The sequence below is a fragment of the Citrobacter sp. RHB20-C16 genome (genome assembly GCF_013890155.1).
Lineage (GTDB): Bacteria > Pseudomonadota > Gammaproteobacteria > Enterobacterales > Enterobacteriaceae > Citrobacter_A > Citrobacter_A amalonaticus.
Window position 1 is genome coordinate 1,457,906 of sequence record NZ_CP057630.1, and the last position, 13,139, is coordinate 1,471,044.

General features: G+C 54.1%; 21 protein-coding genes and 1 tRNA gene. All 22 read left to right on the plus strand.

Features of this window, described 5'->3' with window-relative positions:
* Positions 1-84: 84 nt before the first annotated feature.
* Positions 85-522 (plus strand): recombination protein NinB, encoded by a 438-nt coding sequence (locus HVX64_RS07045; RefSeq protein WP_181825343.1) that lies wholly within the window; start codon positions 85-87, stop codon positions 520-522.
* Positions 515-685 (plus strand): NinE family protein, encoded by a 171-nt coding sequence (locus tag HVX64_RS07050; protein ID WP_181825344.1) that lies wholly within the window; start codon positions 515-517, stop codon positions 683-685. The genes HVX64_RS07045 and HVX64_RS07050 overlap by 8 nt, the downstream gene beginning before the upstream one ends.
* Complete coding sequence (locus HVX64_RS07055; protein ID WP_181825345.1) at positions 682-1,350, plus strand: metallophosphoesterase; 669 nt, start codon at positions 682-684, stop codon at positions 1,348-1,350. The genes HVX64_RS07050 and HVX64_RS07055 overlap by 4 nt, the downstream gene beginning before the upstream one ends.
* Positions 1,343-1,948 carry a recombination protein NinG gene (locus tag HVX64_RS07060; RefSeq protein WP_181825346.1) on the plus strand — a complete coding sequence of 202 codons (606 nt, stop codon included), beginning with the start codon at positions 1,343-1,345 and terminating at the stop codon, positions 1,946-1,948. Before HVX64_RS07055 ends, HVX64_RS07060 begins: the two co-directional genes overlap by 8 nt.
* Complete coding sequence (locus tag HVX64_RS07065; RefSeq protein ID WP_181825347.1) at positions 1,945-2,085, plus strand: YlcG family protein; 141 nt, start codon at positions 1,945-1,947, stop codon at positions 2,083-2,085. Before HVX64_RS07060 ends, HVX64_RS07065 begins: the two co-directional genes overlap by 4 nt.
* Positions 2,082-2,771, plus strand: a complete 690-nt coding sequence (locus HVX64_RS07070) for a bacteriophage antitermination protein Q (RefSeq protein ID WP_181825348.1) — start codon at positions 2,082-2,084, stop codon at positions 2,769-2,771. Before HVX64_RS07065 ends, HVX64_RS07070 begins: the two co-directional genes overlap by 4 nt.
* A gap of 97 nt (positions 2,772-2,868) precedes the next feature.
* Positions 2,869-2,946: transfer RNA gene (locus tag HVX64_RS07075), tRNA-Met, on the plus strand.
* Between the two features lie 186 nt (positions 2,947-3,132).
* Positions 3,133-3,336 (plus strand): phage holin family protein, encoded by a 204-nt coding sequence (locus HVX64_RS07080; protein ID WP_063812804.1) that lies wholly within the window; start codon positions 3,133-3,135, stop codon positions 3,334-3,336.
* Positions 3,308-3,802 (plus strand): lysozyme, encoded by a 495-nt coding sequence (locus HVX64_RS07085; RefSeq protein WP_275943505.1) that lies wholly within the window; start codon positions 3,308-3,310, stop codon positions 3,800-3,802. The genes HVX64_RS07080 and HVX64_RS07085 overlap by 29 nt, the downstream gene beginning before the upstream one ends.
* Positions 3,799-4,263 (plus strand): lysis protein, encoded by a 465-nt coding sequence (locus tag HVX64_RS07090; RefSeq protein WP_181825349.1) that lies wholly within the window; start codon positions 3,799-3,801, stop codon positions 4,261-4,263. Before HVX64_RS07085 ends, HVX64_RS07090 begins: the two co-directional genes overlap by 4 nt.
* Before the next feature lie 111 nt (positions 4,264-4,374).
* The gene (locus tag HVX64_RS07095; protein ID WP_181825350.1) at positions 4,375-4,581 is read left to right on the plus strand and encodes a hypothetical protein; all 207 of its coding nucleotides are present in this window, start codon (positions 4,375-4,377) and stop codon (positions 4,579-4,581) included.
* A gap of 3 nt (positions 4,582-4,584) precedes the next feature.
* Positions 4,585-5,100 (plus strand): hypothetical protein, encoded by a 516-nt coding sequence (locus HVX64_RS07100; protein WP_181825351.1) that lies wholly within the window; start codon positions 4,585-4,587, stop codon positions 5,098-5,100.
* Positions 5,100-6,575, plus strand: coding sequence for a terminase (locus HVX64_RS07105; RefSeq protein WP_181825352.1), 1,476 nt, complete (start codon positions 5,100-5,102; stop codon positions 6,573-6,575). Before HVX64_RS07100 ends, HVX64_RS07105 begins: the two co-directional genes overlap by 1 nt.
* A gap of 28 nt (positions 6,576-6,603) precedes the next feature.
* Positions 6,604-8,061, plus strand: coding sequence for a phage portal protein (locus HVX64_RS07110; RefSeq protein WP_181825427.1), 1,458 nt, complete (start codon positions 6,604-6,606; stop codon positions 8,059-8,061).
* A complete protein-coding gene (locus tag HVX64_RS07115) occupies positions 7,988-8,983 on the plus strand; it encodes a phage minor head protein (protein ID WP_181825353.1) in 996 nt (331 codons plus the stop codon). The genes HVX64_RS07110 and HVX64_RS07115 overlap by 74 nt, the downstream gene beginning before the upstream one ends.
* 65 nt (positions 8,984-9,048) lie before the next feature.
* The gene (locus HVX64_RS07120) at positions 9,049-9,225 is read left to right on the plus strand and encodes a hypothetical protein (protein WP_181825354.1); all 177 of its coding nucleotides are present in this window, start codon (positions 9,049-9,051) and stop codon (positions 9,223-9,225) included.
* A 59-nt stretch (positions 9,226-9,284) separates the two neighbouring features.
* On the plus strand, positions 9,285-10,670 hold the full coding sequence (locus tag HVX64_RS07125) for a DUF2213 domain-containing protein (RefSeq protein ID WP_181825355.1): 1,386 nt from the start codon (positions 9,285-9,287) through the stop codon (positions 10,668-10,670).
* Positions 10,671-10,673: 3 nt separating this feature from the next.
* A complete protein-coding gene (locus tag HVX64_RS07130; RefSeq protein ID WP_181825356.1) occupies positions 10,674-11,105 on the plus strand; it encodes a hypothetical protein in 432 nt (143 codons plus the stop codon).
* An 11-nt stretch (positions 11,106-11,116) separates the two neighbouring features.
* Positions 11,117-12,199, plus strand: a complete 1,083-nt coding sequence (locus tag HVX64_RS07135) for a major capsid protein (protein ID WP_181825357.1) — start codon at positions 11,117-11,119, stop codon at positions 12,197-12,199.
* An 11-nt stretch (positions 12,200-12,210) separates the two neighbouring features.
* Complete coding sequence (locus HVX64_RS07140) at positions 12,211-12,438, plus strand: hypothetical protein (protein ID WP_152960162.1); 228 nt, start codon at positions 12,211-12,213, stop codon at positions 12,436-12,438.
* Positions 12,439-12,440: 2 nt separating this feature from the next.
* On the plus strand, positions 12,441-12,821 hold the full coding sequence (locus HVX64_RS07145) for a hypothetical protein (protein WP_181825358.1): 381 nt from the start codon (positions 12,441-12,443) through the stop codon (positions 12,819-12,821).
* Positions 12,821-12,991: a hypothetical protein gene (locus HVX64_RS07150; protein ID WP_044856865.1), complete on the plus strand. Its 171-nt coding sequence runs from the start codon at positions 12,821-12,823 to the stop codon at positions 12,989-12,991. Before HVX64_RS07145 ends, HVX64_RS07150 begins: the two co-directional genes overlap by 1 nt.
* Positions 12,992-13,139: the final 148 nt, after the last annotated feature.

Here is a 13,139-nt window from a genome sequence, read left to right on the forward strand (position 1 = left end):
AAATCTGAAGTCACTTCTCCAGTCACAGATGCAGAAATGCACCTGCGATTTTTTGCATTCTGCGTTACCTCCAGGAGGTGGCGTATGAAGCAGCAATATCTCCTCCGCAACACCAACATCCGCGCCAATGCCATCAATGCGATTAACCAGTTACAGCTCGATGAGAAGCGCCCGGTCGTCATTGAGATAAAAGAGATGACGCGTTCCATCGACCAGAACGCCAAACTTTGGGCCATTTTGGGCGACGTCAGCAGCCAGGTCGAATGGCATGGACGCAAGCTCTCATCTGAATCGTGGAAACATATCTTCACCGCCGCACTTGTTAAGCAGGAAGTAGTTCCTAACCTGGCTGGTGACGGCTTCGTGGTGCTGGGCCAATCAACCAGCAAGATGACTGTCAGCCAGATGCGTGACCTTATCGAGCTCATTCATGCCTTTGGTGCTGAGCGCAACGTTCGCTGGGGTGATGAATCTCGCCTGGCTATGGAATGGGCTTCCCGCTTAGGAGGTCACCGTGGCTAACCTCATCAACCGCGTCATGAATAGCGGCATCTACAAAGTACCGACTCGCAGCAAGCGCAAGCCGGAACTGAGTCCGTCAGAAATACCCACTCTCAAAGATTACACATCCCACCTGGTGGATCAGAAATGGCTGCGCCTCGCAGCGAGGAGAAAATCTGCATGAGCATCTATCAACGCATTAACGGCGCTGACTGGCGCAATATCTTCGTCGTTGGCGATCTGCATGGGTGCTACACGCTGCTGATGAATGAGCTCGAAAAGGTCTCCTTCGACCCTGCGTGTGATTTGCTGATCTCGGTGGGTGACCTTGTTGACCGCGGTGCGGAAAACGTCGAGTGCCTGGAACTGATTACTATGCCTTGGTTCCGGGCTGTTCGTGGCAACCATGAGCAGATGATGATTGATGGTCTGTCGGAGTATGGAAACGTCAATCACTGGCTGGTGAATGGTGGCGGTTGGTTCTTCAATCTCGACTATGACAAAGAAGTGCTGGCTAAGGCTCTGGTTCACAAAGCGGCTGATCTGCCACTCGTCATCGAGCTGGTTACCGCTGAACGTAAAATCGTTATCTGCCACGCTGACTACCCGCATAACGAATATGCGTTCGACAAGCCGGTCCCGAAAGATATGGTCATCTGGAATCGCGAACGGGTTAGCGACGCTCAGGACGGCATTGTCTCGCCGATAGCCGGTGCTGATCTGTTTATCTTCGGTCACACCCCTGCGCGCCAGCCCCTGAAGTATGCCAACCAGATGTACATCGATACCGGTGCCGTGTTCTGCGGAAACCTCACACTGGTACAGGTTCAAGGTGGTGACCATGCGTAAGCCAGCGCGCCGCAAATGCACCCACTGCCGAGAATGGTTTCACCCGGTACGCGAAGGGCAGGTAGTTTGCTCATTCGAGTGCGCCAGCGCGATCGGCAAAGAACAAACTAGAAAAGCTCGCGAAGCCGCGCAACGCAAGGAGCAAATCCATCAGCGCGCCACCGAGAAGAAAGAGCGTGCCGCATGGCGCCAGCGTAAAGCCGCAGCTAAACCTCTGAAACACTGGGTTGACCTTACGCAGCGCGCCGTAAACGACATTTGCCGCGAGGCCGAACTAGCAGAGGGACTTGGCTGCATTTCCTGTGGAACGAAAAAGGCATTCACCTGGCATGCTGGTCATTACCGAACCACGGCTGCCGCCGGACATCTGCGCTTCACCCGAATCAACATTCATCTTCAGTGCGACGTCTGCAACGTCTACAAATCCGGAAACATCGAGGCATACCGGGCAGCGCTGGTGGAGCGCTACGGCGAAGAGCTGGTGCTGGCACTCGAGAACAATAACATCCCGCACCGCTGGACGGTTGAAGAGCTGAAAGAAATCAGGCTTACCGCTCTGGCAGATTTACGCGAGCTTAAAAAGCAGGAGGCAGCATGAAGCCAAAAACGATCGAGATACTCCGCGTGCGCTGGAAGCGCCTCCGCATCTACCGCCGCCCGGGATCCGTGCTGGTGGATTACCGCATCCTTCGCAACTTCGTTCGCATTTATCACCTTGCAGGAGCCACACAATGAACAATCAGCAACTGGAATATGTACGTCAGCAGCTCATTGTGGCGACCGCAGATCTGAGCGGGGCGACGAAGGGGCAACTTGTCGCATTTGCTGAAAACGCGACGTTTGAGGCGACGGCGCGTAGCCGGGGCCGGAAGAAAGTCTATGACGTGCAGAAAAAGCGCATGGTTAACCCCGACGGCCCGCCGATGAGCGGTAGCCAATCCCGCGCCAAGGGATCATCCATCGCGCTGGTAAGCCCGGTAGAGTTTGGCACCGCATCGTGGCGCCGCGCAGTCCTGTCGCTGGATGAGCATCAGAAAGCCTGGCTGCTCTGGACCTACAGCGACAATATCCGCTGGGAACACCAGGAGACGATTACCCAGTGGGCGTGGACTGAGTTCCGGGAGCAACTCGGCGCGAAGAAGGTGGCGGGCAAGACGATGGAGCGCCTGAAGAAACTTATATGGCTGGCGGCGCAGGACGTGAAAGCAGAGTTGGCGGGGCGTGAAACGTACGAATACCAGGCGCTGGCAGAACTGGCGGGCGTGGCGAAATCCACCTGGACAGAAACGTATCTGCCCCACTGGCTAGCTATGCGTGACAGCTTTAAGCGACTCGATAACGGCTCGCTTATCTCAGTAACGCGATCACGTTCACAACAAAAGGCGACAAATTTAGATGTAAGTCTTGCAAAACCGAACTGAAACGCCTATATTTTATGTAAATCTGATATCGTCGCCATAGCTTCGTAGGTCGACAAAGAATTAAGAGCCTCGCTAAATGCGGGGCTTTTTCGTTTCCGGGCCGGAAGCTCATTTGGTATGAGCGGTCCCCTCATAAGGGAAGGGTAGACAGGTTCGAATCCTTCACGGCCCACCAAAACCCAGCCAGGGTATCTTCAGCCGCAGAGCTGACATTGCCACACCCTCACATTCCCGCCGCGAGCGGGTTTTTTATTTCAGGCTCACGGGAATCAATCACTACGTGCTTTGTTGAAAATCCAGCCCGTGAAGCCTGACCCCTTTCAAACACACACAGCACCCGCTAACAACGCGAGGTGAGAGCATGCAACGCATGGATAAAATCAGAGAATGGCTCAGTTATTGGGTTGGAGGCTTAACAACCATGGGTGGCGTTCTTTCCCTGAACGACTGGGCAATCATCATCGGTATCGCCTGCACCATCGGAACCTTTGGCGTGAACTGGTACTACAAGCGCAAAGAGCGCGAGGATAGATTAAATGGCAATGTCTCCGGCGCTCAGAAATAGCATTATAGGTGCCCTGGGTACTGGTGCTATTGGCATTGCTACCGTCATGGTTTCCGGGAAGGCTGGCCTTGAGGGCCGTGAGTACACTCCATACCGGGATGTCGTTGGCGTTATCACCGTATGCGATGGTCACACCGGCTCAGACATAATCTGGGGCAAGCGTTACTCTGATAAGGAGTGTGACGCCCTGACCAGAAAAGATATGCAGCGCATCGCAGCTCGAGTCGACCCGCACATCAAGGTTCCCACTACCGAAACGCAGCGAGCAGCAATCTACAGCTTTGCTTACAACGTCGGCGCTACCGCAACCATCAACTCCACTCTGCTGAAGAAACTCAATGCGAAAGATTACGCCGGAGCATGCTCTGAGCTTAAGCGCTGGGTATATGCAGGTGGCAAGAAGTGGAAGGGGCTAATGAACCGGCGAGATGTTGAATATGAGGTTTGTACCTGGAGTCAGAAATGAGCAGGTTAACCGCAATCATCATCGCTGTGGTTGTCTGCATCATCGTGTCGCTTGGTTGGGCTGTTAATCACTACCGCGACAACGCTACCGAATACAAGAAGCAGCGCGATGAGAAAACTCAGGCGTTAAATCTGGCTAACGCCACCATCGCAGACATGACAACCCGCCAGAGAGATGTCGCTGCGCTGGATGCCAAATACACGAAGGAATTGTCCGATGCGAAAAAAACCATTAACGATTTGCGTCGGGATGTCGATTCTGGCGTTAAACGGCTGCGCATCGCCGCAACCTGCCCTGGAGTGTCAAAAGCCACCTCCGCCACCGGCGTGGATGATGCAGGAACCCCCGAACTTACTCCAGACGCTCGACGGAATTATTTCTATCACCGGGACGGAATCGCAACCGCTGACAAAATGATTCGCGGCATGCAGGACTACATCAGAGCGCAGTGCCTGAAATGATTTGTGTAACCCCGCAAGGATGGTGATCACATCTTGCTGACGGGTAAGCCGTAAGTGGCTAAGCACATCTGAGAAGCAGAGCGAACGCTGCGACACGGCTAAGAGGTAATCATGCCAGTCATCTATAAAATCACCCTCACTACCCAAACAGGCGAAACCTTCACAGGAAAGATGACCAGGAGTCAGCCTGAACTGGTTAACGGCTTTGTGCCGCTTGCGACTGAAACGGGCGAGTGGTTGTATTTCGCACCTGCCGATGTGAAGCGCGTGCAGTTCACGCCAGTACCGGCAGAGCAGACCGAACAAACAACGGAGTAACTAATGAGCAAACCAGATTGGGAGGCCATTGAATCGGCTTACCGGGCTGGTTCATTGTCAGTCAGGGCCATCGGTGAAAAGCATGGCGTTAACCACGCCACCATCCTGAAGAGAGCGAACAAAGAAGGATGGCAGCGCGACCTGACAGAAAAGGTCAGAGCGGCAACCAAGGCCAAGGTAACCAAGTCGGTAACCAAAGACGGTAACCAGTCACCAGTGGTTACTGATGAGCAAATTATTGACCAGGCATCCGACGAGGCCGCCGCTGTAGTCATGGCTCATCGTGAAGGTCTGGCGGCATGGCGAGGCATCACTAATAAGCTGCGCGACTTCCTTGAAGACGCAGAGATCACGGAAGATAATCACGCCTCAATGTCTCGTTCGATTACTGCCGGTGTTGATGCTCAAATCAAAGTGATAAACGCTGAGCGCAAGGCGTATAACCTTGACACCGAAGAAGGCAATAAGACGGTTGATGACCTGTCTAACCTGATGGATTCATTGTCTCAGGGGGCTTAATGAAACCTGAGCACCTTAAGCTGCTGTCGAATAAAGACTGGCGGCTGAACAATCTTTACTGGATCACCGACAAAGAGGGTAAGCCAACGCGGTTCAGGATGACGCCTGAGCAGCGGGAATACTTCGAAGGGATCCACACCCGCAACATCATCCTGAAAGCACGTCAACTCGGTTTCACGACTGAGGTGTGTATCATCCAACTCGACGCGGCCCTGTTCGAGTCGGCTAAGTGCGCGCTGATCGCCCATACGCTGAATGACGCAAAGCGCCTGTTCCGCGAAAAGGTGAAGTACGCATACGACAAGCTGCCAGCAGAGATAAAGGCGGCCAACCCGGCAAGCAACGATTCATCCGGAGAACTCGTCTTTAAGAAGGGCGGATCACTCTACGTCAGCACGTCATTTCGTGGCGGCACGTTACGTTACCTGCACGTTTCCGAGTTCGGGAAAATATGCGCCAAGTATCCTGACAAAGCCCGTGAGATTGTCACTGGTGCGTTTGAGGCGGTATCGACCGGATGCTTCTCTACTATCGAGAGCACAGCAGAGGGCCGGGCGGGTTACTTCTTCGATTACTGCCAGACGGCAGAGAAAGCGCTGCTGCAGGGTAAAACGCTATCCGCGCTGGACTGGAAGTTTTTCTTCTTCTCCTGGTGGAAGAACCCGCAGTACGCCATCGACCCGGTTGAGCCGCTTCCGGTACGCCTGCTTGAATACTTTGCTGAGATGGAGGCGAAGCACGGCGTAGTAGTCAATGAGCGCCAGAAAGCCTGGTACTACGCCAAAGAGAAAACGCTCGGCGATGACATGAAGCGCGAATACCCGACCATTCCGGCCGAGGCGTTCCAGCAGTCGGTCGAGGGCGCGTACTACGCCAAACAGTTCCGCTGGCTCTACACCAACAAGCGGATCGGCCAAATCCCGGATAACTCACACCTGCCGGTACACACGTTCTGGGATATCGGCGTTGGCGACTCCACTGCGATCTGGTTCGTTCGCGAGGTTGGCGAAGAGTTCCACATCATCGACTACTACGAAAACTCCGGAGAGGGGCTGAGGCACTACATGAAGGTGCTGAAAGACCGTGGCTATGAGTACGGAGAGCACTGGGGGCCGCACGACATTGAGAACCGTGAATTCGGCGCTGATGCCAAATCGCGTAAAGAACTTGCGCAGGAAGGCTATGAAATCGACGGCCAGGTTTACTCGATGACCTTCAACGTTGTGCCTAAAACTGGTGTCGATACCGGCATTGAGTCGGTACGTGAAATTCTCCCGTCTTGCGTCTTCGATGAGGAGAAGTGTGCAGAGGGCATATCTCACCTCGAAGGCTACCGCAAGGAGTGGGACGACAAGCGCGGATGCTGGAAAGATAAACCGCTTCATGACTTCACATCACACGGTGCTGACGGCTTCCGCTACTTTGCGGTAGCGAAGAACAACCACAAGCAGGTCGGCGCAATATTCTTCACATAAGGACAACTCAGTGAGTAACACTACAGAAATGCAAGTCCTCGCTGGGCTAATTGTGAACAGCCTTAACGAGGTTGGCCGCGCACGACAGTTGTATGCATCAGGGCTTGGGAAATCCGGTAACACGAAGCGTCACCATCTGTGGTGCGAATTTGGTTACCCGGAGCGACTCGACTTCGACAACTTCTACAACATGTATGAGCGTAACGGCGCTGCGTTCGGCGCGGTGCATAAGTTGCTCGATGCATGCTGGACTGATACCCCAGTAATCGTCGACGGCGATGAGACGAAGAAGTCCAAAAAGTCGACGCCGTGGGAAAAGAAAGTCACTAAGCTCATGAAGAAACATTGGGCGAAAGTGAAGGATGCGGATCGGCGAAATCTGGTTGGGCATTATTCAGCACTTATCCTTCAGTTTGCAGACAGCAAAGAATGGTGGGAGCCAGTCGACCGCAGTGTAATGCGAAACACACGCGAGCGCGGCCTGGTCAAGATGATCCCCGCATGGGAAGCGCAGGTTAAACCCGGTGAGCTTGAGCAGGACCAAAAGTCTCCAGACTACGGCATGCCGAAGTTCTACTATTTCCAGGAACAGCAGGTCGGCGATAACGGAAATATTTCCGGGCCGATGCGGTCTATTAAGATCCACCCTGAACGCATCATCATGTTCTGTGAGGGCTCAGAAGACGAGACTTCACTGGCTGGGATTCCTTTCTTGCGTGCTGGTTATAACGACCTGCTCGACATGGCAAAGACCTCCGGTGGTAGCGCCGAGGGCTTCCTGAAAAACGCCAGCAGGCAGCTCGGCATTAACATGTCGAAGGATACAAACCTCAAGACTATTGTCGATGAAGCCAAGAAAGCAGGATATTCAGGTCTTGCCGAAGCTCTGAACGCCGCCATACAGAAACTGAACTCAGGTACTGACTCAGCACTGGTTACTCAGGACGGAGAGGCTAAGGTTCTGTCTGTGGCCGCTGCCGACCCGAGCCCTACATGGACGGTAAGTGCAAATCAGTTCTCTTCATCCGTACAGATACCTTTCACCATTATTTTTGGTCAGCAGACTGGCCGCCTGGCGTCAGATCAAGATAAAAACGACTTTGCGAAGCGTTGTAACGGACGTCGTGGTGGATTCCAGACTGGTCGTGTAACCGCTGTTATTGAGCGATTGTGGACTGTTGAAGTAATCGAGCCGCCGAGGTCTGGTGAAATCACTCTGACATGGTCTGATCTACTCGCTCCAAGCGAGAAAGAGAAGATTGCCAACATGAAGGAAATGGCTGCGGTGGCGAAGGATACCCAGCAAGCCTACGGCACACCTGCTGTTGATGAGAACGAGGTCAGGGAAGCGGGAGAACTTGAGCCGCGTGAAGATGTTAAGCCGCCTGATCCAAATAAAAAGGTAACGACTGATGATCCTCTTTCCGATGACACCGGAGCAAAAGGCGAAAGTCGGGACACCAGTAGTTCCGCGCAGCAAGGTTGACCCGACCCGATCGGCAAAGCAGGTAACCGCGATGTTCCGGGATATCGAGGATCGGTATCTCGGCATCAAGCGTGCACTGAAAGATCTGTTCGACCAGCGCCTGACCGGGCGAGAGCGTGAGGTTAACAGCCATAACTGGCACTTCCTCTGCCACGACAATGGCGCTGATATGCGGCTCTACCAGGTCAATGCCGGCAAGTTCATCTACGATATGTCGGCGCAGGAACTGGCGGGTTTGCTTGAGGCTGTGCAGGGCATTCTCGACGATTACCTGCTGGATGGTGGCGAGCAAAACCTGTGGGCGATGGATTACGTCGTCGCAGAAGCACAGCGCGGCACGCTGGAGGCCTTCAACAACCTCTCGCAGCAGTCGCAGGTGTACGCCAGTCAGACGACGCTGCAGCATCTTTTAAGCAGCCCCGGTTATCTGAACCAGATATCGGCGTCCAGGCTGACAACGTTCAGTGACTGGAAGGTGATCAGCGACACCGCCCGCGGCGATCTGACCAATATCATCACCGATGCGGTAGCGCGCGGCGTGAATCCTCGCGAGACTGCCAGCGTAATCAGTAAGCGCCTCGATGTGTCGATGTCGAAGGCCAAGACCATCGCTCAGACTGAGCAGGTCGGCGCGCTGCGGCAGGCCCAGTGGAACGAAACGGACTGGGCGGCGGATCGGCTTGGGCTGAATACCGGTCTTCTGTGGCTATCTGCGCTAAAGCCTACCACGCGCAGCTGGCACGCCAGCCGTCACGGCAAGGTCTACACCACCGAAGAGGTGCGGGACTTCTACGCCGAGAACGGCAACCGGTACAACTGCTACTGCAGCCAGATTCCGGTGCTGCTCAACGACGACGGCAGCATCTTCAACGAGGGGCTGGCTGATAATCTTGCAAAAGAGAGAAAAGACTGGGTTAAATAATCAATAAAGTTCATGTTATTTTTGCCGTTATTAATTAACGACTCCTTAATTAAATGGAAAATGACATGCAATCAAAATTTAAAGATATTCGCTTTGATAGAGTGCAGCCAGTCACTAAAGCTAAGCACCGAACGCACATAGCTTTTCTGACGATTAACGGTGACACCGAATCAGCATTAATTGCTGAATTAAAGAAACGATACCCCAAAGAAGGGATTGAACTAGTAAGCTATAAAAAATAATAACAAGGTCGCCACGGCGGCCTTTTTTATTGCCTGAAATCCACCAATGAGGACCCAGCATGAAACGCAACCGCGTTAACGTGCTGTCCGTCGTCAACTCCGCTTCAAACATCACCACTGAAACCATCGACGGCAAGCCACATATCGTGGTTCGCGGCATCACGCCTGTCGTGGACGATATCGTGATGAACCGGAAGTTGTACCCGGCAGCAGAAATCGAAAAGGCCTACAACACGCTTGAGCGTAACCCGATGCCGCTGGGCCACCCGAAAGTGGATGGCAAGCATGTGTCAGCACGCGATGTCCGGGCGGTGAACGAGTACCACGTCGGCGCCTGGCTACAGAACGTCACCCACAAAGACGGGAAGGTGACGGGCGACATGTACGTTAACCGTCAGTTCGCCGAATCCAGCGATAAGGGCAAGCGCCTGATCAACCGCCTGGATGAGATGCTGGCCGGTACCAATTCAGACCCGATCCACATCTCCACCGGCCTGCTGTATTCCGGTATCGCTGCCAATGGTGAGTCGAAGGGCAAGAAGTACAACGTGATCGCCACCAACATGATGTTTGACCATGTGGCGGTACTGCTCGATGAGCCTGGCGCCGGTACGCCGGAAGAGGGCGTGGGCATTTTCGTTAACTCAGAAGGTGATGAGCAGCAGATCGAAGTTGCCCGCCTTGCTGACGGAATTGACTGCACCCGCGACGGCCTGTTCAACAAAACCAAATTCTTCTTCACCAATGCCTCCAACTTCTCTTTCGACGACATCTCCCGCGCTATCAGCGACAAGCTGCGCGAGGGTGACACCAAAGATAAGTGGCTTTGGCCTGAAACGGTGTGGCCGGACAGCTTCATCTACCGGGACGACACCAAATACCTGAAACAGAAGTACCTCATCGATGATGACGGCAAGGCCGTGTTCGTCGGCGAACCTGTAGAAGTCGTGCGCAAACCCACTGAGTACGAGATTAAAACCAACGGAGAGAACGATCCGATGAAAGAACTGATTATCAATGCGCTGCAAGCCGCTGGTAAGCCGACTGAAGGCAAGTCCGACGCCGAGCTGATGGACGCATACAACCAGATGAAGGCCGAAGAAGCCACCGCCAAGAAAAAAGGCGATGAAGAAATCGACCCGGAAACCGGCAAGCCCAAGAAAAAAGAGCAGGCCGCCAATAACGAAGAGATGCCAGCGTGGGCGAAAGTCCTTACTGAGCAGGTTACCGCACTTAACAGCCAGATCAATGCCAACTCTGGCAAAGAGAAAGGCGAAAAGCGCGCAGCTGTGAAGCTGGCGATGAACATGAGCGATGAAGAAGTCGCAGATCTGGACGGCAAGGCGCTCGACGCCATGTATGCCAAGTGCCAGACCTCTTTCGGCCTGAACGGTGCATTCCGCCAGGCTACTAACACCCAATCAGTCAGCGAAATGCCGGAGTAAAAAATGGCTAAAGACGGAAAACACGTAATCCACGCCGGTGGCGTATTCCCTAATCCGCTACTTAACCGTGAGAGTGCAGCGGCAGCGGCAACACTGCCTGGTACGGTTGGCTTCATTACGGCCGGTAAGTTCACTGCATCAGTAGCAGGCGCAGAAGCGGCGATCCTCTATGTCGCTGATTTTGACTATCTGCGCTGCCAGACGGTAGATGACAGTATCCCGGTTAATGAGTTGGTGGTTGGCATTCATCCGCTCCCAGGGTTGTTCCTGAACGTACGTGCTGCGGCAGGGACATACAAAAAAGGTCAACCGGTAGCAGTCGCCAATGGTCAGATCACTGCGGTTGTAGCAGACGCAGCCGTATTCGCTTATGTCGAAGAAGATGTAGCAGTCACTGCGGTGGCAGGCGATCTGATTCGCGTTGTGTTCAAATAAGGAGCACCTGAATGCTTGTATTTTCTCGCTCTATCGGTGAACGCACCGGTAACCTCGAAGTCAACCAGGCTCAGTTCCGTGAACTGGAGATGGCGCGCAACATGAGCGCTCAGGCCGTGGCTGACTTCATCGCCCGAGCCCGTTTCGGTGAGAATGGTCACCTGGACGCAGTGAACGCCGTCGATGACATTCGTCGCATGTACCGTGCTTATGACCAGACCGTGCTGGCGCAGTTCGAGCCGAACACCGAGTTTACCCTGTTCAACGATCTGATGCCTCTGTCGCGCTCTGTGCGTCTGGAAGAGTCCGTGTATGAATACGCGCGTACTGGCGGCCGTGGCTGGGCGCACACTTCCATGTCCGGACAGATTGGTGCAGCGCTGGATGCACGAGCCTACACCTTTGACGGCACCATGGTTCCGATTCATGACTCGGGTTTCAAATTTCACTGGCGTGATCCGATTTTCAATAAAGGGTCGGCACTGTCCTCTCTTTCTGACTCTCAACGGGGTTCGGTTGATGATGTTCGCCGTAAAATCGTGGATTACATGTTCAATGGCTTCCGCGATTCGGAAGGTAACTTCGTAACCTTTGACGGCAAGACCTGGAAAGGGCTTAAGGCTGATGATCGTGTTGGTTTGGTCGATCTCGGCGCTTCAGGCCTGAACATCAACTTTGCAACAAGCACTGATCCTGATGCGATGCGTAAAGGCGCTATTGCACTGCGCGATGTGTTGAAGCTTCAGAATCATCAGTACGGCCAGCAGACATGGTACGTATCCAGCGAAATCATGTCGAACTGGGAGCAGTACTTTGATACCCAGAACAAGACCCGCACAGTCCTGGATGAGATCCTGAAACTTTCTGGCATCGCTGCTGTGAAAGAAGATGCTGAGTTGACAGGCAACCAGGTGTTGGTTGTGCCGCTGGCGGCAGGCGTTATTGCGCCAGTGGTTGGTCAGGCAGTGGGTACCGTTGCGGATCCTCGTCAGTTCTATAACAGCGACTACGTCTGGCGCACCTGGGGAGCCGCAGGGCTGATGGTTAAGCAGGACATCAACCTCAAACACGGCGTTCTCTTCGCGAGAAGCTAAGGAGAAAGTGAATGGCACTGGTTAAAGTAACGGGTAATAACCTGTTCTCTGGTGCCAATCTCCGCAAGTTGGAGGTTGGCTCAGAGGTGGAGGTTGACCGCAGCACAGCTCACCGCTGGAAGAAGGCAGGACTGGTCGAAATCATCACTGATGAAGATCGCGTGCTTGAAGTGGCCACTCCTGACAATGATGCTGCAGAGCAGGCAGACACCTCCGCTAAATCGAAGAAGGCGAAATAACCATGGCTGACCAAATCACAGCGGCAGACGTGCAGGCGCTCCTCGGTGAATTGGGTTACTCCATTCCGGGCGCGCTGCTGGAGCCGATTCTCTGCGTGGTGAACAAGATTATCCCGTGCCTCGATGGCGCGGGGTATGACGAGTGCACCGCGAAGCTGATCCTGATGTATGCCGCTGCTCTTATGGCTACGTCCTCTGGTGCACGCCGCATCAAATCGCAGGGCGCTCCTTCGGGTGCGTCTCGTTCGTTTGAATATGGCGACGACAGCATCACCTGGTTGCGCGACTCGCTGGCCCGTCTCGATACCAGCGGTTGCACCGGTGAGCTGCCAATCAGTGCCGGTAATAGCGTCGGCCTGTTCATGGTGGTCGGAGGCTGCTGATGACGTACAAATCAGTTAAGCACGGGCTGCCGCGTTCATTTGTCCGCGTCTGGGTGATGACAGACACCGGGCGGGAGACTACCGGCTACGTGAAATCGGATGGGGAGTGGTTTATTAACTGCCCGCGCATCCGGGCGACGGGCGCGAAGGTGCTGAGGTGGAAAGAATGAAGCGAGGCGGGTTACTGAAAAGCAGCCGACTTTATCGTGTTGGCGAGGTGGTCATGGACTCTTGCATCCCACCGGGCGCCATTAAACGCAGTGAGAGATTTAAAGACCATGGTGGAAGTGTAACGGTTGTGCTGCGCTGGAAGGAGTG